General features: G+C 38.1%; 19 protein-coding genes and 1 pseudogene. 15 read left to right on the top strand and 5 right to left on the bottom strand.

Features of this window, described 5'->3' with window-relative positions; genetic code table 11:
* Window positions 1-69: 69 nt before the first annotated feature.
* Window positions 70-1,761, bottom strand: coding sequence for a hypothetical protein (locus tag BN200_RS01295; RefSeq protein WP_019220599.1), 1,692 nt, complete (start codon window positions 1,759-1,761; stop codon window positions 70-72).
* 366 nt (window positions 1,762-2,127) lie between these two features.
* On the opposite strand from BN200_RS01295, the gene BN200_RS01290 reads away from it, so the two are divergent.
* From BN200_RS01290 to BN200_RS01250, 9 genes and pseudogenes are all read left to right on the top strand, one after another.
* Window positions 2,128-3,900 carry an SLC13 family permease gene (locus BN200_RS01290; protein WP_034988828.1) on the top strand — a complete coding sequence of 591 codons (1,773 nt, stop codon included), beginning with the start codon at window positions 2,128-2,130 and terminating at the stop codon, window positions 3,898-3,900.
* A 671-nt stretch (window positions 3,901-4,571) separates the two neighbouring features.
* A complete protein-coding gene (locus tag BN200_RS01285) occupies window positions 4,572-5,237 on the top strand; it encodes a DUF2659 family protein (protein WP_019220597.1) in 666 nt (221 codons plus the stop codon).
* Window positions 5,238-5,248: 11 nt separating this feature from the next.
* The gene (der, locus tag BN200_RS01280; protein WP_019220596.1) at window positions 5,249-6,676 is read left to right on the top strand and encodes a ribosome biogenesis GTPase Der; all 1,428 of its coding nucleotides are present in this window, start codon (window positions 5,249-5,251) and stop codon (window positions 6,674-6,676) included.
* Window positions 6,677-7,625: 949 nt separating this feature from the next.
* Window positions 7,626-8,021, top strand: a pseudogene (locus BN200_RS09525) (integrase); the annotation flags it as partial.
* Between the two features lie 233 nt (window positions 8,022-8,254).
* Complete coding sequence (locus BN200_RS01270; RefSeq protein WP_019220594.1) at window positions 8,255-8,680, top strand: AtpZ/AtpI family protein; 426 nt, start codon at window positions 8,255-8,257, stop codon at window positions 8,678-8,680.
* A 7-nt stretch (window positions 8,681-8,687) separates the two neighbouring features.
* A complete protein-coding gene (locus BN200_RS01265) occupies window positions 8,688-9,446 on the top strand; it encodes a F0F1 ATP synthase subunit A (protein ID WP_019220593.1) in 759 nt (252 codons plus the stop codon).
* 58 nt (window positions 9,447-9,504) lie between these two features.
* The gene (locus tag BN200_RS01260) at window positions 9,505-9,735 is read left to right on the top strand and encodes a F0F1 ATP synthase subunit C (RefSeq protein ID WP_004855165.1); all 231 of its coding nucleotides are present in this window, start codon (window positions 9,505-9,507) and stop codon (window positions 9,733-9,735) included.
* A gap of 142 nt (window positions 9,736-9,877) precedes the next feature.
* Entirely contained in the window at window positions 9,878-10,444 is a 567-nt protein-coding gene (locus tag BN200_RS01255) for a F0F1 ATP synthase subunit B (protein ID WP_019220592.1), read from the top strand.
* 11 nt (window positions 10,445-10,455) lie between these two features.
* Window positions 10,456-10,950 (top strand): F0F1 ATP synthase subunit B, encoded by a 495-nt coding sequence (locus tag BN200_RS01250; protein WP_019220591.1) that lies wholly within the window; start codon window positions 10,456-10,458, stop codon window positions 10,948-10,950.
* 692 nt (window positions 10,951-11,642) lie between these two features.
* Here the strand turns inward: BN200_RS01250 and glyS are convergent.
* From glyS to BN200_RS01230, 4 genes are all read right to left on the bottom strand, one after another.
* A complete protein-coding gene (glyS, locus tag BN200_RS01245) occupies window positions 11,643-13,865 on the bottom strand; it encodes a glycine--tRNA ligase subunit beta (RefSeq protein ID WP_019220590.1) in 2,223 nt (740 codons plus the stop codon).
* Window positions 13,858-14,811 carry a glycine--tRNA ligase subunit alpha gene (locus BN200_RS01240; RefSeq protein ID WP_019220589.1) on the bottom strand — a complete coding sequence of 318 codons (954 nt, stop codon included), beginning with the start codon at window positions 14,809-14,811 and terminating at the stop codon, window positions 13,858-13,860. Before BN200_RS01240 ends, glyS begins: the two co-directional genes overlap by 8 nt.
* A gap of 100 nt (window positions 14,812-14,911) precedes the next feature.
* Window positions 14,912-16,606, bottom strand: a complete 1,695-nt coding sequence (locus tag BN200_RS01235) for a tetratricopeptide repeat protein (protein WP_019220588.1) — start codon at window positions 16,604-16,606, stop codon at window positions 14,912-14,914.
* 91 nt (window positions 16,607-16,697) lie between these two features.
* Complete coding sequence (locus BN200_RS01230; protein WP_081585524.1) at window positions 16,698-17,768, bottom strand: polyprenyl synthetase family protein; 1,071 nt, start codon at window positions 17,766-17,768, stop codon at window positions 16,698-16,700.
* 203 nt (window positions 17,769-17,971) lie between these two features.
* On the opposite strand from BN200_RS01230, the gene BN200_RS01225 reads away from it, so the two are divergent.
* From BN200_RS01225 to BN200_RS01200, 6 genes are all read left to right on the top strand, one after another.
* Window positions 17,972-18,763 (top strand): tRNA1(Val) (adenine(37)-N6)-methyltransferase, encoded by a 792-nt coding sequence (locus BN200_RS01225; protein WP_019220585.1) that lies wholly within the window; start codon window positions 17,972-17,974, stop codon window positions 18,761-18,763.
* Window positions 18,764-18,955: 192 nt separating this feature from the next.
* Window positions 18,956-19,807, top strand: coding sequence for a S49 family peptidase (locus BN200_RS01220; RefSeq protein ID WP_019220584.1), 852 nt, complete (start codon window positions 18,956-18,958; stop codon window positions 19,805-19,807).
* A 270-nt stretch (window positions 19,808-20,077) separates the two neighbouring features.
* Window positions 20,078-20,995, top strand: coding sequence for a 4-(cytidine 5'-diphospho)-2-C-methyl-D-erythritol kinase (locus BN200_RS01215; RefSeq protein ID WP_019220583.1), 918 nt, complete (start codon window positions 20,078-20,080; stop codon window positions 20,993-20,995).
* A gap of 1,549 nt (window positions 20,996-22,544) precedes the next feature.
* The gene (locus BN200_RS01210) at window positions 22,545-23,216 is read left to right on the top strand and encodes a ribonuclease HII (protein ID WP_019220581.1); all 672 of its coding nucleotides are present in this window, start codon (window positions 22,545-22,547) and stop codon (window positions 23,214-23,216) included.
* On the top strand, window positions 23,213-24,175 hold the full coding sequence (locus tag BN200_RS01205; protein WP_019220580.1) for an L-threonylcarbamoyladenylate synthase: 963 nt from the start codon (window positions 23,213-23,215) through the stop codon (window positions 24,173-24,175). Before BN200_RS01210 ends, BN200_RS01205 begins: the two co-directional genes overlap by 4 nt.
* Before the next feature lie 2 nt (window positions 24,176-24,177).
* Window positions 24,178-25,587, top strand: coding sequence for an FAD-binding oxidoreductase (locus BN200_RS01200; protein ID WP_019220579.1), 1,410 nt, complete (start codon window positions 24,178-24,180; stop codon window positions 25,585-25,587).
* Window positions 25,588-25,732: the final 145 nt, after the last annotated feature.

Genomic DNA, 25,732 nt, shown 5'->3' with positions numbered 1-25,732 from the left:
AGAAAAAAGAGGAATAAAGCTCTTATATCTTATAGACAAGATCATTATGTTGAAAGCTCAACATATTTTTTAAGGTGATGATTCATTCTTGACAGTGAGGTTTACTTTGCTCAAAGCCGTGGACAAATCATTTTGTAGAGCGGATTGGAGATCAGCTATTGTAAGACCTTTGCTGTCTTTCGCTTTGATTTTAATAATCAATGTTCGTGGATTTTGGGCAAAGTCACCAAAGGATTTTGCGATATTGTCAGCTTTTTCATGATTTTTCAGCAATATTCGAGGGCTTTGTGTCATCATAAGATAGAAATCATTATAAAGTTCCTTCTTGAGATCATGTTTGCTGTCATTAAGACTTTGTGCGAGATAAGAAAAGAGCTTATCAATAAAGCCAGCATCCTTATAGCGTATGTCTATTTCAGCTATACCAAAATCTTGAGAAACAGCAATCATTGCCTCTTTTTGTCCAGAGAAGAATTTTGTATCAACATCAATAGCTTTAGCAGATATTTCTCCAGAGCCAATATTTCTTATGTTGAAAGACATTGGATGAAGAAGGAGAGTACGCTTTTTTTCATCATAGGAGATATCCAGTTGTCCTGAAAGATCAAGGCGTTCAAGGTCCATATTTTTGAGGAGTTCCAAATCTTTTTCGTCTATTTTTTTAGGTACAATCGAGAGATTATCGAGAGAAAGCAGAAGTTTTTTCGGTATAGACTGCTCCCATTGGCTTGGTTTGAATTGGAATGATGCAAGGGTTGCTTTTAACTGTGGTGTATCAATGGCGAGGTTATCAATTTTGGCATCGGCTGAGGTCGTAGCAAGCAGAATGTTTAGAATAAGAGCATTTCGTGCTATTTTTTCAGCTTCTTGGTTATTTGCTTTCTTTGCGTTAAGATAAGCTTTAACTAATTTTTCAGGTGTTTGCTGGAGCGGCTTCATTTTTAGGCCGGATGTTTTGAATTTTCCAAGAGAGAAAGATGTGTTCTTCTCTTTTTCTGCAAAAACATCGACCATTATGTTTTCTAGAGAAATAGAACCAGTAACCGTTTCTCCTTGACTGAGAGCGTTGCTTTTTCCGAGAATGATAGAATATGCGTAATTGATGTCAATATCATGCGCTTTTATTGTATTACTTTTAGCGTTCAGATACATCTGTTTTGTACCATTTGGAGCTATCGTTACAAGATCGATATTTTTGATGCTAAGAGAACCAATACGACCATTTTTAAGATTAGAAAGCTGAAAGCCCTTTATCTCAAATTTTTCAACACGCTTAATCGCATCTTCTACAGAAAGTAGGATATCTGGAGCAAAAATAGAGGCAAGTTCAAGACGCATAATTGCTTGCAAAAGGTGCGATTTGATTGCGCTATTCTTTCCCTTTAAGAAGACACTATTGAGGGAAATTTGGGGGATTTTTGCACGAATATTATTATATTTTAAGTCAACATTATAAAGTGTGAAAGTCCCAGGGATAAAAGCCAGAGGAGGACGGGCTGAAATGGCACCAATTTTCAGTGATATTCCAGCAGGAACTGGTAAGGTGACATTCGTCAAGTTGACTTTGCCTATGATACTCACTTCGGATGTTTCTGCTTTTATGAAACGACGCGCTATTTCTTTTCTCACAAAACTGTCAAGATAGGGTTTTGCCATATAAAACCCTCCGACAACTATGATTGCCAGAATAGCAAAAAATCCAATAATCAGTGTAAGCCAACGTTTTAGATTGCTTTGGTACCCACCATTAAGATTGACCATTATTTCTTCTTTCGCTGTTATTATTCTTCAAAGAATGAAAATAAACTTCTTTAAATAACGACAAATGTTAAAATATAGCATGCACCAATTTCAACAGTTATCTATTTTTATTCTCTTTTTTCAGAGTCATTCTCGACTTTTTTATAATACAACTGTATCAATTGTCACCAATTTTCTTTGGTTTTAGCATTTTATAAAAAAGCACTCATAGCAGACAAGAAAGTATAGGATGACCCTTATTGATCACTTTAAATCACTCTAAGACGTTCCTATTTTTGCTTTTGTCTTGCTGCTGTTGAGAGGAACAGTTAAAACATAGAAGATATGTTGCTATTCATTACAATTTAATGGGGAAAGATGGGTATCATGACAGAACATCAAATAATGGCTTTTTCCATCATTGGTCTGATGATGGTTGTTTTTATTTGGGATCGGTTCCGTTATGATCTTGTCGCTATTTGTACATTATTGATTGCTTGTGCCGTTGGTCTTGTAAGCCCGAAGGAAGCATTTAGCGGTTTTAGTAATGATATTGTGATCATTGTAGGGAGTGTGTTTGTTGTCAGTACGGCTGTATCGCGTTCTGGTATCATGGAATTTATTATCCAACGGATCTGGCCAGAGGTAAAGTCTGTGCGTCTTCAATTAGCCTTTTTGGTTATTTCTGTTGTGCTTTTATCAATGTTTGTTAAGAATATTGGTGCTTTGGCTATCATGCTTCCGATTGCTTTTCAATTTGCTCGTCGTTCTCAGGTTTCACCGTCTGTCTTTTTGATGCCAATGGCATTTGGTTCTTTGTTAGGAGGTCTTATGACGCAGATAGGAACTTCTCCTAACGTCGTTATTTCAGCTATGCGAGAACGTTTATCAGGGGCTTCTTTTACCATGTTTGATTTTACACCGGTTGGTGCAGCTGTTGCTACTGCTGGTGTTTTATATTTGGTCTTTTTTTCTTGGCGTTTGCCTGTGCGTGTCCGTTCAGGTATGTCGTTTGATGATGCGATTGATATTCGTAACTATGTTTCAGAAGTACATATAACAACAAATTCACCAATTGTGGGAAAAACCATTGTTGATTTGGTGAAGCCATCCGGTGGTGATGTCATGGTGATTCAAATCATCAGAAACAAAGTGTCTATTTCACCATTGCCAGATTTTGTTTTGTCTGAAAATGATATTGTTTTGCTGGAAGGCTCACATACAGGGCTAGATAGTGTGATGAGTGCTGCTCGTTTAGAGTTTTCTAGTGGTCGAACTATTTCTAAGGGTGATAAAGACAGCGACATTGATATTGTTGAGGCAGTCATCACACATAATTCACCTCTTATTGGCATCAGTGCAAAAGGTTTTTCACTCTTTGATCGCTATAATGTGAATTTGCTTGCGTTAAGTCGTCAGCATGAAAGGGTGCGGGGGAGGATCAGTGATATTGATTTTCATCTTGGAGATGTGATTGTTTTGCAGGGACAAGATACGGTTATCCCAAACTTGTTACGGGAGCTGAAATGTTTGCCTTTAGCAAAGCGTAATATTGTGTTTGGTAATTTACGACATGGTTTTGTTTCTTTAGCTATTCTCTTTATCGCGATCATTTTTACTGCTTTTCAGATTGTTCCAGTCGCCTTTTCTTTTTTTTCTGCTGCGGCTGCAATGGTTATCTTTCGCGTTTTGCCAGCGCGTGATTTTTATCAGGCACTCGATGGTCAAATATTAATCTTATTAGCAGCTCTTATTCCAGTAAGTGAAGCCTTAGAGAAGACCGGATGTACCGCTCTTATGGGTCAGTGGCTGAGCCAATTAGCGGTATTTTTTCCTCCATCTGGTGCATTAGCGCTTATGTTGATTACAGCTATGTTGGTAACACCATTTTTGAATAATGCAGCGACAGTGATGATGGTAGCTCCAATCGCGTCAAGTTTTGCACATTCTCTTCATTATAAGCCTGAAGCTTTTCTGATGGCTGTTGCCATTGGTGCAGGCTGTGAGTTTCTCACCCCTATTGGACATCAAAGTAATATGCTTGTGATGGCACCTGGGGGGTATCGTTTTAGTGATTATCCACGCTTTGGTGCTCCCTTGGCGGTATTAATAATAATCGTTGCAGTTCCAATGCTCATGTGGATTTGGCCATTACAATAGAATATTTTTAGAATCGATCATTATTCCTCACAAAGGTCTTTAATCTTCTTATAAAGGGTAAGTTGAAGTGAGGGATTTTTGGCAAAGAGTTTTGCTTCGAGTTTACATTAAGATTCCCTATGCATTGGAAGCATTTCTTTTAGGCAGGGTAACAATGTCTGTTTATTTGTTTTAAAGTGTTTTCACAATTATGAAAATTGGGGTATGGCTTTTGCGAGATATTTTATAATGAATTGCCTTTCTATTGCCATTGTACAATCGAGTTTTTTGAAAACCTGCAACATAACCGTTACTTTTAAGATTTTAAAAGGTTTTTTATACATACAACGAAGCAGGATCCTAACTAGTAAATAGCTAAGGTGGTAAGGATGACACGATTGAGATTGTAAGCAAGCAAAATAGTCAAAGATAAGGCAGTGATAACTTTATCTATTTTGACAAAATCAAAGTTTTTAAAAGCTATAATGTGAACCAAAAAGTATAAACAGTGTTTTTGAGTGATGCATTCGAGAAAATCCAATCTGATCAGAGATACAGTGATTTGAAACAGATAGGCTGGGATTTGAAATGAATGGACTGGCAATTTTAAGATTTTGAGTTAATTAGGGCTACCATCTTTATTCATTTATGCGTAAAAGTGCAGAAAGTGATTTTTTTCAAGGTTATGATATATGTCGTATGATAGTTTTATTGCTGAAGTTAATGCAGAGTTTCGTCAGGAAAAGGCTCTTGCTTTTTGGAAGCGTTATGGTTTGTGGGTTGTTGTGGCAACCATTGTTTTTGTATTGATGATTGTGATTTATCAAATTTATCATCATTTGCAGATGAAGAAAGCCGGTCATATTGGTGATGCATTTATAGAAGTCCTTGATTTGGCAGATACACGTCATTTTGATGAGGCGATGAAGCAATTGGAAGCTGTTAAAGCCTCTAACTTTGGGGGGTACCCTTTTCTTGCTCGTTTACGTGAGGCTTCTTTGTTCATGGAACAAGGGAATGCTGTTAAATCAGTAGAGGTCTTTGATTCTGTCGCGATCGATAAAAAAGCACCAGCGATTTTGCGAGCAATTGCCAAAATCCGGGCGGCTTATATTTTGGTTGATACGGGAAGCTTGGAGGATGTCAAAAAACGCGTCAAAGACATGGCAAATGATCTTGATCCTATGCGTATGTCTGCAAGGGAGGCTTTGGGATTAGCTGCGTATAAAGCTGATAAAGTGGATGAGGCAGTTGATTATTTTCGTAAGATTTCTAAAGAGAATGCTCCAGGTTCAAAAATAACAGAGAGGGCACGAATTATGCTTGAGCTTATGCAAGCTGAAGGCAAGACAAATTAAGGAATCAATTGATGAGTCTTACCATTGCTATAGTTGGTCGTCCCAATGTTGGCAAGTCAACACTTTTTAACCGTTTGGTTGGGCAAAAATTGGCTTTGGTTGATGATAAACCTGGCGTGACACGCGATCGGCGTATTCACGCTGCGAGACTGCAAGATTTGCGTTTTGATGTCATTGATACAGCTGGGTTGGAAGAATCTAGTGATCATACACTTGAAGGTCGTATGCGTTTTCACACAAAAGCTGCGATTGATGAAGCGGATCTTATTTTATTTGTGTTTGATGCAAAAAGTGGAATAACGCCGAGTGATTTAAATTTTGCATCACTGGTTCGCAAATCAGGGAAACCAATTGTGCTTGTTGCCAATAAATCTGAGTCAAAAGCGGCAACAGGGGGAGAATATGAGGCATGGTCATTAGGGTTAGGAGAGCCCTGTCCAATATCCGCTGAACATGGTTTGGGTTTTTCGGATCTTCGTGATGCAATTATGGAGGCTATTGGCGAAGAGAGAATTTTTGAAAGCAAGCTTGAAGAAAAGCATATTACTGTACAGTCAGCCTCTCTTGATGATGATATCGATCATTTAGAGGAAAAGGAGAATATTTATGATGAAAGCAAACCCCTTCGGATTGCGGTTGCTGGTCGCCCAAATACAGGAAAATCAACTCTCATCAATAGGATGTTAGGGCAAGATCGTTTGTTGACAGGACCGGAAGCAGGATTAACCCGTGATTCTATTTCTGTGGATTGGCAATGGCGAGGGCGTCAGATTAAACTTTTTGATACGGCAGGTTTACGTCGAAAGTCGAAAATTCAAGAAAAATTAGAAAAACTTTCTGTTGCAGATACTTTGCGTGCAATTCGTTTTGCGGAAGTGGTAGTAATTGTTTTTGATGCAACAGCACCTTTTGAAAAGCAGGATTTACAAATTACTGATCTTGTGATCCGTGAAGGGCGTGTTCCACTTATTGTTTTCAATAAGTGGGATCTTATTGAAAATAGCCAAGCAACATTGTTTGATTTGCATGAAAAATGCACGCGCCTTCTTCCTCAAGTTCGTGGTTTGAGAGCTGTTCCTTTATCGGGTCAATATGGTCAAGGAATTGATAAATTGATGGAAAATGTCATGATGATGCACCGTGTGTGGAATCGTCGTATTTCCACGGGCAAATTGAACCGATGGCTTGAAACGATCGTTGCGCATCACCCCCCACCTGCGGTTTTGGGGCGTCGACTTAAGGTGAAATATGTCACACAGATTAAGACGCGTCCTCCTGAATTTGTGTTTTCTTGCTCGCGACCAAAACTAATGCCTCAGTCCTATTTACGTTATCTTTCTAATGAATTGCGGAATACGTTTGATATGCCTGGGATACCAATTCGCATATCATTAAGGGCATCTGAAAATCCTTTTGCAGCACGTTCAAAAAAGAAATAATTGCTCTCTCTTTTCTTAAAGTTTATAAAATTTGTATTGAGAAACAAGTTTTTTAAAAGAAGCTTTTTCATGGATTATTGACTTTTGATATCAAAAATCAATTGATCAACAAAATAAACAATAATTTTCTTTTCAATAAAAATTACCTTATAATAAATTGATTTATAAAAATAATTGATGTCTCTACTTTTATTAAATAAAAAAATCCAGAAGGATAATATTCTCTCATTTCAATTCCCTTTATCAAAATGAGAAAAATGATTGACTTACACAGTAGAGAAAAGATCAACCTGTGGGTAAAAATCGTTTAAGAAAGAACACAATCTTCTAAATGCAGGAGCAGATGCAAGATTGGAGACGAAAGAATAGCATTATGATGCTAAATTGTGCAAAGTGTTTTGCAGCATCTTTATCATTCTATTTTATAGATGATAGAGATTATTGGTGAGCAAAAATGCCATTGTTTGCAGTGATTTATGCAAATAAAAACGTTTTCAGAAGTTATCAATATTCAAGTGGTAGGAAGAGAAGCGCCAAATTTGACTGCAGTTGCACAAAGTAGTTTAAAATCCTGTTTAACAACCCTTTGTGCATATTCTGTATGAAAGGGAAGATCTATAGGTATTTTCCGCATTGAAAGAGGGATGCGTTTTATTTATGAATGAAACCTAAAATAACGGATTTATCTTGCAAAATATTTTCTCACTGTGTTTCTATATTTTGTACAATGAGTTGATTTATAAATATAATTTATTATTTTTCCATGTTGCATGAGAGTCCTGAAGGTCTTAAGATTCTGTCATTCTAAACGTGTTTATATTGAATCAAACAAAACTATTTCCTTGTGTGTTGTTAAGGGGGGGGCGTGTGGAAAAAACTGTTAAAGACAAAGAGTAAAAATACTTCTTATAGACTATTTCAATGCAAAGGGATGTTGCAAAATTAGGGGGGTAAAGAGAATGATGGTGTCAGCTTGCTTCTTCATAGGCGTAAAGAGGTTGGTGCACAATGGCTTTATCATTATACCATTTACGGGTGGCGTTGCGAAATGGGCTTGCGAGTATTGAGAAATGTTTTTTAAAAAAGCGCGTGAATTGGAAGCCCAATAGAATTCGCTTTTACATGAGGGGCGTGACCCTGTTTAAAAAACGTGAGAGACAAAAGCGTGAGGCAGTGCGTAATCTGCATGATTTAAAAGATATTTTTCTTAAGTGCTTTTGAAAGTCGTAAAGCTGAATTCAAAGGAGATGATACAGATGGGAACTGGTTTACACTTCTAAAACTTCATATGTTTCCCGAGTTAAGCTTTATACCTGTTTCAGAAATTACCCAAACGAATATGAAGGCATTTATGGTTTTGTTTCAAGGTAATGCAATAGGGTATTATCACTTGCGGTGAGGGGGCATTTGAAGGTGTATTCAGGGTTACTGTTTATAAAATTGAAAGATACGTTATTTATTACGATAAATTGTGATAGATTTCTTTTATTAGCTTGACGAATAAATTGCAGACCAATATGTTACGCATGGTCTTATGAAATGCGTTTTGACTTGTGCTTTTTAATTAAGGAGCCATTTATGGCAAAGGGTTACGAGCCCGTTTTACCCAAAAGGGAAGCTGAAGGGAAAAGGCGAGAAGACTGTTTTCATTCAGAGGATTTGAAATGTCGTAGTCGGAATTTAGGTTTAGCTTTAATGCGTAAACAAGCATTAAAGAAGCGGGAGCATAGAAAAGAGGGGGGCGAGCCAGAAGGAACTATGGCGCGTGCGGTTAAGCTTTCCAGTGAGTTTTTGGCGAGTATTATCGTAGGCGTTGTTTTAGGTTTGGGATTTGACCAGATAGCAGGTTCATTACCATGGGGATTGGTATTTTTTCTTTTTCTTGGATTTGCTGCTGGTGTTTTGAGTATTCTTCGGTCTGTGGGTTATATTGCCTTCAGTCAATTAGGTCAAAAAGGCGCATCGCGCCAAGATAAAGGGGCCGGTAAAAGGTCCGATAAATGAGGTTGAAGTGACATCGCACGCTCCAGATCCTGTTCATCAATTTGAGGTTTCACGGCTGATTAATATTTCCATAGGAAATATGGATTTATCTTTTACAAATGTATCATTTTTTATAGTTGCAACTGTCGTTGTAACCTCAATCTTTCTCTTTCTTTCCTCGTCAAGTCGAGGATTGGTGCCAACACGGATGCAATCTATCTCAGAGATGGCGTATGAATTCGTAGCATCAACTTTGCGAGAAGCATCTGGTGTGCAGGGAATGCAGTTCTTCCCTTTGGTTTTTTCCTTGTTTACTTTTATTTTGGTTGCCAATTTTATTGGTCTTTTTCCTTATTTTTATACAATTACCTCTCAGATTATGATCACATTTTCATTGGCGATGTTGGTGATTTTAACGGTGATTGGTTATGGTTTTTATAAGCATGGGGTTGGTTTTTTGAAACTGTTCGTTCCAAGTGGTGTCCCTGTTGTGATTTTACCTTTGGTTACGATGATTGAAGTTATTTCTTTTTTCTCTCGTCCTATCAGTCTTTCGCTTCGTTTGTTTGCAAATATGCTTGCTGGCCATATTACCCTCAAAGTTTTTTCTGGTTTTATTGTCTCAATGATTGGAATAGGAATCATGGGCGTTGGCGGTTCTGTTTTACCGCTTATCATGACTGTAGCGATTACCGCTCTTGAGTTTTTAGTTGCGTTTCTTCAGGCTTATGTCTTTACGGTTTTAACTTGTATGTATCTTAATGATGCAGTTCATCCGGGGCATTAATAAAACTGGCGGTTTTCCGTCAAATGGTGTAATTTCACTTTAAAGGAGAATAAATAATATGGAATTAGTGCTTGCAGCAAAATATATTGGTGCTGGTCTTGCTTGCTTTGGTATGGCAGGCACAGCTTTGGGTCTTGGAAATATTTTTGGTAGCTATCTTTCTGGTGCATTACGCAATCCATCAGCTGCAGATAGTCAGTTTGGTCGTCTAGTTTTTGGTTTTGCTGTAACAGAGGCCTTGGGAATTTTTTCATTGCTCGTTGCTTTGTTGCTTCTTTTTGCGGTTTAATCATTTTCAAAAGGGTATACCTGCTTTCTTTGTGAGAGGTAGGCGTGCTCTTTTGGTTTTGTATGAGGAAGGAACGTTAATCGGCAGTCATTTTTTCTAAAATAAAGAGCCTTAAGTCAGGCTATTTAAAGGATGAGAGAGAATGTTTATTTCCAGTGCTTATGCGCAGAACACTGAAACACCTTTAGAGCGTATTAAAGATGTAGCAGAGCGTATTGATCGTGTGTTTCCACCTTTTGATTTTGTGCATTTTGGTTCACATCTTTTTTGGTTGGCAATTTCTTTTGGGCTTTTTTATCTTTTCATTTCTCGCGTGATTGTACCGCGTATTGGTGGTGTGATTGAGACACGTCGGGATCGAATCGCCTCTGATCTGGACCAAGCGATGCGTATGAAACAAGAAGCAGATATTGTTGTTGAAACTTATGAGCGTAAATTAGCGCAAGCCCGTTCGCAAGCGCATATTATAGCGCAAGCAGCTAGTGAAGAGATAAAACAAAAGGTTGAGCTTGAACGAAAGGAAATTGAAGCAGATTTAGAGAAAAAGTTAACGGATGCTGAAAAACAGATAGAAAGGATTCGCAATAAAGCTATGCAAAATGTTGGCTCCATTGCTGAGGAAGTAGCCCTTGAAATTGTGAAAAAATTGATTGATGTTGATGTCAGTAAAGAGTCTGTTCATTCGGCTGTTAAAGCTGCAGGTTACTGAGGATTGTAAAGATGACAGATACTTTTTGGGCTTTTGTTGGATTAGTTCTTTTTCTAGCTCTTTTGGTTTATTTCAAAGTTCCAGAAATGGCCTTGCGTCATCTTGATGCGCGAGCAAAGCGTATAAAAGATGAGCTTGATGAAGCTCTTCGTCTTCGTGAAGAGGCTCAGGAAGTTTTGGCTGAATATCAGCGCAAACACGCGGAAGCGGAAAAGGATGCACAAGAGATTATTGCTGCAGCTAAACGTGAAGTTGAGTCTATTGTCTCTCAGGCTCGTATGAAAACAGAAGAATACGTAAAGAATCGTAATAAATTAGCAGAGCAAAAAATTGCTCAAGCAGAAGCTGATGCGATACGTATGGTGTCATCCTCTGCTATCGATTTGGCGGTTTCTGCTGCACGTGAACTTATCGAAAAGGAATTAGATGCTCATAAAGCAAATCAACTCATTAAAGAGTCTCTAGTTGAGGAATCGCTCACCAAGATGAAAGCCTATCTTAATTAAGAGTTAACCTATCTTAAGGGGAGATAAAACTGAGCTGCAAGCTATAATCCTTGATGCCGAGCATTCATTTTCAAGATTGGTAGTGATTTTCTCACTTTTATCTCTCTCAATTTTTAGAATTGGTGATTAACTCAGCTTTCTAATTAAGTGTGATGAAGTATTATTTATACTAAAAATGCTTATAATTTTTTCAAGTTTTCTTAAAATTTACAGTGAATTTATTGCATGAAGCTCTTTAAAAATATGCAATGATGATGCTTGAAAAAGAAGAGTTCTAGTTTTTATTATTTTTTTAGTTTGCAAAACAATTGTTTTTTTTCACTTCACTCTTTAAGCTAGAAGAGCAATGAAACTGTAGAGCAAGAATTCCATAACAGAAGAAGCTTTTTTAGTAAATCATGAGAGGAGGGAGCTATCTGAAGTGTTTGAGTTTATTAAAGGAGCATTCGATAAAGGAGGTTTTTTTTTCAAGATTTATGAGAGTTATGTGGTGTTTCCCTAAAAAAGGGTGAGTAAGATTTGCTAAGTTTCACATGAACTCTAAAAGATTTGCTTCAATAAATCGTAAATTTTCTGTGAACCCCTGTAGTTGATGTCATGCTCTCCCCCTATTATAGCATTTCTATTTTTTACGAATGCAATGCTTTCACGCTTTTCTCTTTCTCAAATCTTAAGGGGCACAGAAAGTCAGCTTAGACTACAAGTTTTGAGAAATTTGCAGCCTCTTGTGTGAGAGTATGAATACGTTTGAGAAGAGCAAGACGGTTCATCCGAACATGGGGATTTTTATCGTTCACCAATACTTTTTCAAAAAATGTATCAACAAATTTGCCCAGTGATGCTAGTGTATTGAGTATGTGTGGTAAATTTGTTGTTTTGATAGAGTCATGAACTTTTTTTTCTATATCATTGATTGCTTGATAAAGCTGCTTTTCTTCTGTTTCAATAAAGAGTTCAGGGTTAATTTCATCCTCTATGATTGAGACTTTTTGGGATTCAGTGTCAAGAATGTTTGCGGTACGTTTTACAGCAGTTAAAAAGCTCTTTCCATCATCTGTATTAGTAAAGGCGATAAGTGCTTCGACATGACGCGTAACTAATAAAAGATCGTCAGAATCTCTGTTTAAGACTGCTTCGAGAACATCATAACGAACGCCTTCTTCTTTTAAATAGATTTTCAAACGTTCATGAAAAAAGAATAACAAATCCGATAAAATATGTTCTGTTTTTTCTGAAAGTATATTCTGCGATTGCGTAGATTCTCTTTGAAATATTTCACATTGAATTTTTTGTTGTAAGAAAAGATTGGCTGCCAGATTAAACAGCGGCATAAGATTGATTTTCCAGTCACGCAAAAGCACAAGTCTGATAATTCCTAATGCTGCTCGTCTTAATGCATAGGGATCTTTTGAACCGGTTGGTTTTTCATGAATGAGCCAAAAACCGACAAGCATGTCAATTTTATCTGCCAGTGCAACTGTTATAGCAACAGGTTCTTGCGGAATACGATCTGCTGGTCCTTGCGGCTTATAATGGTCTTCAATGGCTTCAGCTACCCGAGGATCTTCTCCTTGAAGAAGAGCATATTTTCGCCCCATGATCCCTTGCAGTTCGGGAAATTCTCCAACAACTTCTGTTTGTAAATCAGCTTTGGCAAGTATTGCTGCACGTTTAGCTAAGAAAGGGTCTGCGTGTATCAAAGGTGCAATTTTTTGTGCAAGGATGGAGATTCGCTCGACTCTCGCACCTTGTGTGCCTAATTTTGCATGAAAAGTCACATTTAAATGATCAAGTCTAGCCATTCTCTGATCGAGAGGCTTATTTAGATCAAGATCAAGTTTTTGAGCAGAGGATTGCAAATATTTAATATCTGGCAAATCATGTTGGTCTGTTTGCCAAAAATAGAGTGCATCAGAAAGACGAGCGCAGACAACTTTACTATTTCCTTTAGAAATTTCTTTGCCCTCATCACTTGCAAGAATATTAGAAACAAGAATAAAATGATGAGAGAGTTTAATTTTTTCTCCTTGTTTGCGGGTTACAAAACATTTTTGATTGGCTCTAATGGTTAAGCGAATAATTTCTGGAGGAATATCAAGGAAAGATTTATCAAAATTTCCCATAAGCACAACAGGCCACTCAATGAGTCCTGCAACTTCTTCTAAGAGAGCATTATCTTGAACCAGTTCTAAACCGTTTGCAAAACAAAGATTTTGCGCATCAGCTAAAATAATATTCTTTCGCCTTTCGGCATCCAGAATGACTTTATGGATTTCAAGTTGAGTAATATAATCGTCAAAGCGGCGAACTTGGATAGGTTTTCCGTCACTTAAGAAGCGATGACCATAGGTTAAATTATTGCTTTTAAGAGAACCAATTGTAAAGGGAATAACATGCGTTTCACCAATTTCTGGTCCGAAGACGCAAATAATGTTTTGTAAAGATCGAATCCACTTCAAAGCTCCATTTTTTTCTGAATCTTTGCCCCAACGCATAGATTTAGGCCATGGAAAATTGCGAATAATATTGGGGAGAATATCGGCAATAATTTCTTCTGCACTTCGCCCTTTTTTGACGATTTTAGCGATATAAAAATCCCCCTTTTTATGATCATGTGCAATATAGGCTTCAGAAATATCGCTTAATCCTGTTGCACGAAGAAAGCCATCAATTACGTGCTGTGGAGATTTTGTACTGGGGCCTTTGCGTTCTTCATGGGTATCTTTTGAACGTATAGAAAGACCGCGTATGTCTAATGTCAGGCGCCTAGGTGTCCAATATTCATGGGCAGCTTTATAGGTTAAGCCTGCATTCACAAGTTGATCTGTAACAGATTTTTTGAGGTCTGCGGCAGCTTTGCGCTGCATACGAGCAGGGATCTCTTCGCTGAAAAGTTCAAGAAGAAGATCAGACATGAGGCTTTTCTCCGTTAGTGTATATTTGCCCAGCTTCAGTAAATAAGAAGGCTTCCCCACAGCGGCGTGCAAGATCACGAACGCGCAGAATATAACTTTGTCGTTCGGTCACAGAAATAACGCCACGTGCTTGTAAAAGATTAAAGATATGACTCGCTTTAATACATTGATCATAAGCTGGAAAAACACATAAGTGTGAACCATTTTCTTTATTTGGTTTTCCAGCTTCAAGAAGTGCGATACATTCGCGTTCTGCATCAATAAAATGCTGATGGAGCAATTTGGTATCAGCAAATTCGAAATTATAGTATGAATATTCCTGCTCTGCTTGTAAAAAAACATCTCTATAACTTATTTGGTTTTCTCCATCTAAACCATTAAAATTAAGATCATAGACGTTATTAACACCTTGGATATACATTGCTAGACGTTCTAGTCCGTAGGTAATTTCTCCTGAAACAGGAGCGCATTCAATGCCACAAACCTGCTGAAAATAAGTGAATTGAGAAATTTCCATTCCATCGCACCAGCATTCCCATCCAAGTCCCCAAGCTCCCAGTGTTGGGCTTTCCCAATCGTCTTCAACAAAACGAATATCGTGAAGTTTTGTATCAAGACCGATAGCTTGTAGCGATTTGATATAAAGATCTTGTAAGTTGGGAGGAGAGGGTTTGAGAAGCACTTGGAATTGATAATAGTGCTGTAAACGATTTGGATTTTTACCGTATCGCCCATCTGTAGGGCGTCGAGAGGGTTGGACGTATGCCACTTTCCAAGGACGTGGTCCCAGTGAGCGAAGTGTTGTTGCTGGATGAAAAGTTCCAGCTCCAACTTCCATATCGTAGGGTTGTAAAATTGCACATCCATACTGGGCCCAATAATTTTGCAAAGTTAAAATAAGTCCTTGAAAAGAATGTGTAGGATTGAGATATTCAGGCAGTTTCACGCTCTATACTCTTTAATGTTTTATCAACAGATAGCGACCAAAGAAATTTCAGCCCCATGACTGTCTATTGTTTCATGTGGTTATGGTCAAGCAACATCATTTATTGCAATCCAAATTTCAATTTTTCTTGAATTTCCTTGGCATTTTTTGGCTCCCCATCGATTGCGTGATTCCATTGAAATATTGCTTCGCGTTTGCGTCCAACTTGCCAATAGGCATCGCCCAAATGATCATTCAATGTTGGATCTTCAGGTTGTAACCTGACAGCATTTTCCAATATTTGAACAGCTTGATTATATTGCTTAAGCTTGTAGTAAGCCCACCCTAGAGAATCAAGGATATGACTATTTTGAGGCTGTAAGGCAGAAGCTTTTTGCAGCATATGAAGTGATTCTTCAAGTTTTTCACCACGCTCAACAAGTGAATAGCCTAGATAATTAAGAACTTGCGGTTGGTTGGGAAAAAAATCAAGTGCTTTTCGTAAATCACTTTCCGCTTTTGGCCATTGCTCTAAACGTTCAAAGGCGATTCCGCGCTGATAAAAAAGCTTCCAATCATCTTGTTGAAAATTTTTTATCTGTGCAATAGCATGATCCAAAGTTTTGGCAGCTTCACTAAATTTATGATCTTGCATATAAAGCGCAGCGATTGTTATCAAAATGTGATGATCATTGGGAAATTTTTTCTTTAAGGAAGTGAGCAATTTGATAGCTTCACTGTAATTATCGTTATTTGCAAGAATGAAGGCGAGCTGTAACTGTCCAATTCTATAGTAAGGTGAGCTTTGTGGTAGAGAGCGGTAAAGTTTAACGGCTTGACTGAGGTCATTCACTTTTGCAGAGATATTTGCCAGGTGAAACATTGTTGCATCATTTTTAGGCGACAAAACTAGAGATAATTGTGTAAAAATACGTGCAATTCTTTGCGAGTTTTTATGGTTGAGGGCTGTTCCAAAATTATACAAGACCTCGCCAGCTCCTTGTTGAGGTGTTTTAATGAATCTTTCTAAAGGAACACCTTTTTCAACTTTTTTTCGAATGTTTTTAAGTATTTCTCGACCTGATAGCACCTGTTCGCCGTGTTTGAGTGTCTCAATAGCTTGAGTGCGCATTTTAGAACGCAATTGGAAGGAAGCATAGGCTATGATAATACGTTCATAGGTATTAGGGGCTATAAGAGGGGATTGTTGGTTTTTGAGCGCTTGAGTGAAATATGTTTGTGCGTCTTGCTTGTGTCCTGCGAGATCGCACATGAGTGCAAGATGATAGTTTATAAAAAGCTTATACCAAGCGGGTCCTTGAATTTTTTGAAGGTCAGCAATGGCTTGAGATTTTTGCCCAGACCCGAATGTAGCCCAAGCACTGATTAATTCAGGTATTGGATTGTTGCTAGCGGGAGGTGTTTTGAGTTGCAGAAGAGACTTAGCCTTATTGTAGTCTTTTTTGATGAGATCTTTGATCGATAACGTCAAGGAAACAAAGGGATTCATAATACCTCGCTCCTTCAATTTTTGGGCTTGTTGAGCAGCTTCTTTAAAAGCACCTGAAAAGAGCATTGCTTCGAGCATCTCTATTTGTGTTTCAATATTTTCAGGTTTATAACTGAGAGCCTTTTTAAAATAATTGATGGCAAGATCAGTTTTGTTTTCGTGATTTGCGACTCTCCCAGCCAGATAAGCACCTATAAATGAGCTTGTATTGAGAGTGGTATCAATTTTACTATAGCCGTGGGATGGTATCAGTATAATACCGGTGATAATGAGAGTAAAAAAGCCGGATACTGTTACACTGCGCATAAAGCTAACCCTTCTTAAGATAATCAATAGACTGTCCTTATAAACCATATCCGGTTACTTTATTGAAAAATATTGTGATTATTACAAATAATCAGTTTACACGTGCAATACAAAAGTCAACAGTTTCAACTAATGCCTTATGAAAGGGGCTTTCATTTATTATAGCAAGAGCATTGATTGCATGTTGTCCATAGCTGCGCGCGTATTTTATTGTGTCTGTAAGACTATCATATTTTTCTATTAAGTGTTGTGCATGTGCGAAGGTTTCATCATTGCTATTGTCATTTTCAAGTGCTTGTTTCCAGAAGGTTTTTTCCGCAGCGTTGCTTCGGGTATAGGCAAGAATAACAGGCATGGTGATTTTTCCTTCTCTAAAATCATCGCCGATATTTTTTCCCAAATATTTAGTAGTTCCACCATAGTCAAGTGCATCATCAATCAATTGGAAAGCTAACCCTAAAAATGTTCCATATTCGCGCAAGGCAAGACGCTCTTTATGTCCATAACCGGCAATAATGGGCCCAACTTCAGCAGCAGCTGAAAAAAGTGCAGCCGTTTTTGCATTGATGATTGTGAGATACTCTGCAATGCTCGTTTCTATATTTTTTGTCGCAGAAAGTTGCATAACTTCTCCCTCGGCAATAATTGCAGCAGCATTTGCTAAGACAGAGAGCGCTTCTATGGAACCAACATCGACCATCATTTTAAAAGCTTGTCCTAATAGGAAATCACCAACAAGTATGCTTGCCTGATTGCCCCAAATCATTCTTGCAGTAGATTTCCCCCGTCGTAAATTGCTTTCATCGATGACGTCATCATGTAATAAGGTTGCTGTATGCATAAATTCAACAGCTGTTGCGAGTTTTATATGTCCATCACTTTGATAATCAAACATACGAGCGGCAGCTAATGTGATCATTGGACGCAATCGTTTTCCACCTGATGAAATGAGATGATTGGAAATTTCAGGAATCATTTCAACATCTGATTTTGCCATAGAAAGGATGCATTGGTTTACGCATTCCATATCATTTTTGGTGAGATTAATGAGGGATTGGAGAGAAATTGGATTATTTTGTCTCTGATTTGATTTTACGGCAGCAGGCAATATTTTTACTCCTAGAGTATTGTAATGAACATATATGAATCCTATCCATAGCATAAAGGGGGTTTTGCTTTGACTCAAGCATTGATAGCGTGTTTGAAAATGCAATCTTTGAGTAATATCCGCAAGGAAAAATTTTTTATGCTTGGGGGGGGGCATCGTGTTTTTATGAAATTATGGGAGAAATTTAAAGCATTTTTATTGTAACAAGATTTGGCAGATAAGAGTATGGATTATGAGGGTAAATATTGGGATTTTAGATGAATAAAACACAGGATTATAGCGATGAAACAATAGATGCGTTTCATCGTGGAAAGTTTTATTTGGTTCAACCACGTTTACGTGGTCACCGTTCTGGTATGGACGCTATGTTATTGGCGAGTTTGGTGCCCAATAATTTCAAGGGTAAAGTTGTTGATTTGGGTGCTGGTGCTGGTGCTGCAGGATTGGCAGTGGCTTCGCGTTGTTTGGAGGCTCATGTTACATTGGTTGAACGTTCAGCTTTTATGGTCTCTTACGCTCAAAAAACACTTCTGTTAAAACAAAATGAAAGCCTTTCTAAGCGCGTTTGCTTGTTAAAAGCAGATATCACCTTCAAAGGGAGGTTTCGTTTGGAAGCAGGACTAAGGGATAATACTTTTGATTTTGCAATTATGAATCCACCTTTTAATAATCCTGCTGATCGCAATACGCCTGATGAACAGAAGTTTGAGGCACATGTTATGCCTGAATCAATGTTTGATGATTGGTTGCGCAGTGCAGCGGCAATTGTTAAGCCGGGTGGATATTTGGGATTAATTGCACGTCCGCAATCATTGACTGATATCTTGTGTGCCCTAGAGGGACGTTTTGGCAATATTTGTGTAATTCCTATTCATGCACGTACCACAAAAGCCGCAATTCGTGTTTTGTTTTATGCAAGACGAGGCAGTAGAGCGGCGTTATCTCTATTGCCGCCACTGGTTATACATGCAGGGGATAGTCATGCTTTTTCACCAGAAATTGATGCAATTAATAATGGTCGTATAAGTTTTTGGGAACTTTTAAAATGATATCTTGTGTTTTCCAATTTATTCTTTAAATTCGAACAAAGATTTTATTTTTTCAGGAGACTTCAATTTTGGGTGAAGTTTTATTTTTGGTTGCAATGTGGGGTTTGATTGGTATTTTCGGGTGTTGTAAGGTCCTTCCTTTCTGTTGTCCCTGCTTATTTAATGCTTAAGAACTTATAAGGAAATTTTACTTTGGTTAAGTTTATCAAAAATTGTATTCCACATCGTTTTTGTTCCAGTAAAACTGAAATTCCTGTGGTACGTCTTCATGGTGCGATTATTGATTCAAATTCATCGATAACGCGGAGCCTTTCATTAGGGAGGTGTGCAAATCTTTTGGACAAGGCTTTTGCTTACAAAAAAGCACCAGCTGTTGCACTTATTATCAATTCTCCTGGTGGTTCCCCTGTGCAATCACGTTTGATCTTCAAACGTATTCGTGATTTGGCAGAGGAAAAGAAGAAACAGGTTCTTATCTTTATTGAAGATATAGCAGCATCGGGTGGCTATATGATTGCTTGTGCTGGAGATGAAATTTTTGCTGATCCTTCTTCGATTGTTGGCTCCATTGGTGTTGTTACAACTTCTTTTGGTTTTCCTGAGCTTTTGAAGAAAATAGGAGTCGAGCGTCGTGTCTATACAGCAGGAAAAAATAAGGTTACATTGGATCCATTTCAGCCGGAGAAAAAGGCGGATATTGACCATTTGAAATCTCTGCAACTCGAAGTACACCAAACTTTTATTGATTTGGTGAAAGAGCGGCGTGCAGAGAAGTTATCTAATGATCCAAATATTTTTACAGGAATGTTTTGGAGCGGAAAGAAAGGGGTTGAGCTCGGCCTTATTGATGGATTGAATGATGTGCGCTCTGTTATTAAGGAGCGGTTTGGGGATGATGCAAAACTGCGATTAATTACGCCTCCAAAAAGTCTTTTTGGACCTAAAGCTCCTGCAGGAGTTACAGCTTATGCGGTCCATACAGCAATTGATAGTGCGGTGACGGTAGCGCAAGAGCGAGCACTTTGGCAACATTATGGTTTATAATGAAGCATTATAGCTTATAATGATGAGGAGTGATTTCATATTGGTTAAGTTTGGTTGATGATTTTGCCTGAAAACACTTGTTAGAAAAGAAGAGATTTAAAATGATACGAATGATAGCAGTAAGTTTGGTTTGTATTATAGCTCTTTATACTTATTGTGTGTTAAGGAAAAGATTACAAAGGGTATGGTGTCACGTTTACCGTGCACAGTTTAAATCACAAGTTGACATAAGGGGAACACTGGTAAAAGATCCCCGCACTGATCAATATTATGTCAAATGATATAAGAGATGGACAGGCTTTATTCCAAGGGTTTTCTTATGTATTTACCCCTATTAAATTGAACTTAGCTTTGCATGTTGTAGGGCAACGGCCTGATGGCTATCATTTAATAGAAAGTTTGGTTTATTTTAGTCTCAGTGGTGATTGTTTAAGCTATACCCCTTTTGAGAGTAATCGCTTTGTTTTGACAGGTCCATTTGCAGATGGACTTGTTTCTAATGCAGAGAATTTGGTTGTTCGTGCGCATAATTTTATGTGTAACACCTTTCCTGAATGTGCTCAACCCGCTTTTTTTCGACTTATTAAATTACTGCCGGTTGCTTCAGGGATTGGTGGCGGTTCGGGCAATGCGGCTGGTGTTTTAAGTCTGTTGCGTCAGCGATGGGCTCTTGGTTGCTCTTGTGAAGAATTAGCGCAAATGAGCTTAGTGCTTGGTGCTGATGTTCCGATGTGTCTTTTTGCATTGGAATATCAGCAGCCACTTTTTGTTAAAGAAATTGGGCAAGATATAACACGGCTAAAAGAGGCGTGTTCTGTTGCAATGGTTTTAGTTAATCATGGTCAACAGATTGCGACGCAAGCTGTTTTTAAGGCTTTGGAGAAGCATGATCATCCCCCCTTAAAAATTGATTTGGCAGCTCTCAAGACTGTTGATTCATTGGTTGAAGCCTTACGGGAAACACGTAACGATCTTTTTGTTCCTGCTTTAAAAATTGCACCGCGACTATCTGAAGTTTTATGGGCATTAGATGAGAGTGGAGCTCTTTTTTCTCGCATGTCTGGGACTGGCGCAACTTGTTTTGGTATTTTTAAAGATAAGCAAACAGCGCAACAGGCTGCTCTTTTTATCAAAGCGATGTATCCAGATTGGTTTGTTAGACCTATTGTAACTTTAGCAAAACCCTAGTTTTTGATGTTAAGCTAAGATTTAAAAGTAAAGATAAGGTAATGGAGAACATCACGATTTGTAAAAAGCAATGGTGTTATGATCCTAGCGAGAGAATAGAGAGCGATACAATCAATAGGTTATAGCAGTTGCAAGAAGAATATTGATTCTATTCATTTTTTTATCTTTATTTCTAACTTTTGGAGGGTTTTTTGCTCAATTAAAGAGCAAGTTTTTTTTACGATCTGTGCTTTGTGTATAAATATGAAGGAGATGTTAGAATAGCCTCTCTCAATCTCAAAAGTGCTTTCAGTTGTGATAGCGTTGCATATAAGTTTGCTATGCGTATCGCTGCTCATTTTTTTACGATTGGTGATTTTTGATACCTGCTTGGTTGCATGCTTTTAAACTAAAGTCCTGAAGCTTTCTTTAGCTAGTTTCTTACCTTTTTCACCAAAAAGGAATTTTTCATCACGGATGGAACCAACTTACAGGCTTTCCACTAGTTCAGACAAAATTGGACGTAAAATAATCTGTTTAGAATTTTTTTCTCTGTCTTAAGAGAAATATTATCTTTGCCATTTTTTCAACCAATACGAACAGCATCTCCACAACGTAAACTCATGTAAAAAAGAATATCAATCAAGAGGTGTTCACAGCTATCATGCCATTTATGAAACTATGTTCTTAACATCTTCTTTTGTCCAAATAGCAAATCACTCTTTTGGGGAGAGGGGGCTTTTATTCGCTAAAGCTAGATTATTTTTATTCAATTGCCCACTTAAAAAGATCTTTGAATATTTTCAGAAAATTTTGAGCAGTTGATGGTATTTTTTGCGTTGTTCAACATCGGCTATGATATGCGTTTTTTGATTGCTTGGTATAGAATTTTTCTACGGTATTGAAAAATTTCATCAAAATGAATTCTCTCTGTCTTTTTATGACTTTTAGCAAGGTTCTGCCAATGGTATCATACTCCTTTACAATCCATACGACCCTTCAATAAATTTACCTTGGTTTAAGAGGTATGATACAGTGTAAATTCGGCAAGCCTATTTTTTAGTTGTCAAAAAACTTTTACGTTCTATGGATTTATCCATATTTCTAATGCGTTGCTCAATCAAATACGCAAATTTTTGCTATGGCTGTTTGATTCCTTTGACAAGATGAAGAGGATGTGAATTGGGCATGGCAATTTCACATCAATAAATCAGAAAACTCTCAATCTATTACCTTGTGATTAGATAAAAGCTTCTTCTTTTACAGGATTCCCAGTCGATATTGAATTATCCTCTGGTTTAGCAAGTAATCACAGAACTTTAAAAATTGCTTAAAGGCGATAATATTGTATTATCACAGATGTGTCATTTTATCCGAGTATATATTTTTCAAATTCATACGGTAGCATGTAAGATGCTGTGGGGTATATTTAAAGAAATTGAAAATATTGATAAGACATTTCATATATGAAGTTTTTTTGTTGTTTGTGGAGAAGGCAGAATGATTTACTCTATGGGCTATTTCTTCTGCAGGACTTGCGGAAAACGTATAGCGGTGCAAAAATAACTTCATGTTTCAAAATATCGATAATTTACCGCATATATTAAATTTGCCGTTTAAACCAAATTTTTCGTGTGAATTGAATTTGCAGAAACAGGGTTTCTTGTATATAGCGGGTGTTGATGAAGTTGGACGTGGACCTCTGGCTGGACCTGTGGTAACAGCAGCAGTTATTTTGGATAAAGAGCGTATTCCAGATGGATTGAATGATTCGAAAAAACTTTCTGCCCAGCGGCGTGATGAGCTTTATCATAAAATTTTACAAAGTGCCTTAGCAGTTTCAATAGCCAGTCTTTGCGCCCGTACGATTGATCAATCTGATATTAGAAAAGCAACCTTAGAAGCAATGCGTCGCTGTATTAGAGGATTAGCCGTTCCAGCCCACTATGCGCTGGTTGATGGACGCGATATTCCCTTTCAGCTACCATGTCCAGCAACTGCTTTGATTAAAGGCGATCAGCGTTCGGTCTCAATTGCGGCAGCGTCCATTATTGCCAAGGTAACGCGTGATCAGATGATGGAATGCGCAGGGCAGGTTTATAAAGGTTATGGTTTAGAAAAGCATGTAGGTTATGCAACGCTCGCACATCGTACCGCTCTTGAAAAATATGGACCGGTTGTGGGATTACATCGTTATAGTTTTGCACCGCTTAAGAATCGCGACAGAGAGAATATATCATGACGATTCTACCTCTCAATGATGCTTCGATAAAAGAAGCAGTTGCGCTGCTTGAACAGGGGAGATTAGTAGCACTCCCGACAGAAACTGTCTACGGATTGGCTGGTGATGCAACTAATGGGAAAACTATCGCTTCTATTTTTTTTACCAAGAAGCGTCCGAAATTTAACCCTCTTATTGCTCATGTAAGCAGTATTTTCATGGCGGAACACTATGTTGAAATTGATTTTCTTTCACGTCGCTTAATGGAAGTATTTTGGCCAGGTCCTTTGACATTCGTTCTCCCTTTAAAGGCACGGCATAATATCCATCCTTTAACCACTTCTGGTCTCAATACATTGGCTGTTCGTTTTCCAGATAGCTGTTTTGCAGAAGTTGTACAACGTTTTGGTCGACCTCTCGCTGCTCCTAGTGCAAATCGATCAGGATTCCTTAGTCCGACTTCAGCTGAAGCTGTTTTGGCATCCTTAGGAGAATCTGTTCCTTTGATACTTGACGGAGGATTTTCTAAAATAGGGCTTGAATCAACGATTATTAAGGTTTGTAATGAAAATATTTATCTTTTGCGTCCTGGAGGGATTGCTGCTGAAGAAATTGAAGAAGTTGCTGGAAAATCATTGAAAAGGATAGATCAATGTGCTGCGATTGAGGCACCAGGTATGTTAAAATCGCATTATGCGCCCAATGCTGTGGTTCGTTTGAATGTTCACAAGGTAGAACATGGAGAAGCACTTTTAGCATTTGGTCGAAAACGCATTATGGGGGTTGAAAATGCCGTTTCTGTTTTAAATCTTAGTGAAAGCGGATGGTTGGAAGAGGCAGCTTCTCATTTGTTTCGATATATGAGACAATTAGATTCACTTAAAGTAAGATCTATTGCGGTAGAACCTATTCCGTCTTACGGATTGGGTGAGGCTATTAATGATCGTCTCATACGTGCAGCGGCTCCAAAGGGGAAATAAAAATGGAGCAGGATTTAATTGAAAGATTTAGAAAAATTGTTGGTGCTGCACACGCGATAACAGATCAGGCTCTTATTGCACCCTATTTGCGTGAAGAGCGTGGACTTTTTCATGGAAAAACACCATTGCTTTTACGTCCATCTTCCACAGTGGAAGTCTCATCAATTATGCAATTGGCTAGTCAAACACGTACACCAATTGTACCACAGGGTGGCAATACAGGTCTTGTCGGTGGTCAACAGCCAGATGAAAATGGGTGCAGCGTTCTTTTATCCATGGAACGATTAAACAAGATTAGATGTATAAATCTTGAGGGTAATTTTGCTGTGGTGGAGGCTGGTGTCATTTTACAGACTTTACAGAAAAAAGTAGATGAATCGGGGCGTTTTTTCCCTCTTTCTTTGGCTTCAGAAGGTTCATGCCAGATAGGGGGAAATCTTTCCTCTAATGCTGGAGGGACAGCTGTTTTAGCTTATGGCAATATGCGTGAGCTTTGTCTTGGTTTAGAAGTCGTTTTACCTGATGGCGGTATTTTAGATGATTTGCGTTTTGTAAAGAAAGACAATAGCGGTTATGATTTGAAAAATCTTTTCATTGGTGCGGAAGGTACGTTAGGCGTTATAACAGCAGCCGTTTTAAAGCTTTTTCCAAAGGTCAAAGGAAAAGCTGTTGCTTTTGTCGGCTTACACAGTCCAGTTAAAGCTCTTGAGTTTTTATCTCTTGCGCAATGCTTTGGGGGGGAGATGTTAACTGGTTTTGAGCTTATGGGCAAACTGAGTTTGCAAATGGCTTTAGAGTATAAGATGTGCGAGAAGCATCTTTTTGAACATGAGCATGAGTGGTATGTATTACTTAATGTTTCATCATTACAGGGTGATAATGAGGCGCTGTCGGTGTTAAGAACCATTTTAGAGCAGTCTTTAAAAGATACTGTAATAGAAGATGCAATTATTGCCCAATCATTAAAGCAACAAGATTTTTTTTGGCAATTGCGTGAAAGTATATCATATGCACAAAAATTAGCGGGAGGATCTATTAAGCACGACATTGCTGTGCCTCTTGCTTCCATTCCTGATTTTATTGCTGAGGCGGCTCTTATTGTTGAAGAGATTGCTCCAGGTGCTCGGGTGGTTTGTTTTGGTCACATGGGTGATGGAAATCTGCATTATAATGTTACACAGCCCGTTGGAGCCGATACTATAGCATTTTTGCAATTATGGTCACAAATGAATCACCGCATTCATGGTCTAGTGATGCACTATCAGGGCACATTTTCTGCAGAGCATGGAATTGGTCAGCTTAAGCGCGAGGAGCTTCGCACTTTCAAATCACCTGTTGCATTAGATATTATGCAGAAGATTAAGAAAACTCTTGATCCTTTAGGAATTATGAACCCTGGAAAAATATTATAGTTCAAGAGCGTTGAATTTTGTCATGTATTTTTGTTTAGATTTCAATAACCAAAAAAGAAACCAGTTGTTTTTTATTCAATCTTTTAATAATCCGATGACGAAAAGCTGTTAGAGGGTGTATATTGTTAAGATAAATTGGGACATT

It is taken from the genome of Bartonella senegalensis OS02 (genome assembly GCF_000312545.1).
Lineage (GTDB): Bacteria > Pseudomonadota > Alphaproteobacteria > Rhizobiales > Rhizobiaceae > Bartonella > Bartonella senegalensis.
The sequence above is the reverse complement of the archived record's forward strand: the minus strand, read 5'-3'. Positions and strand labels throughout refer to the sequence as shown.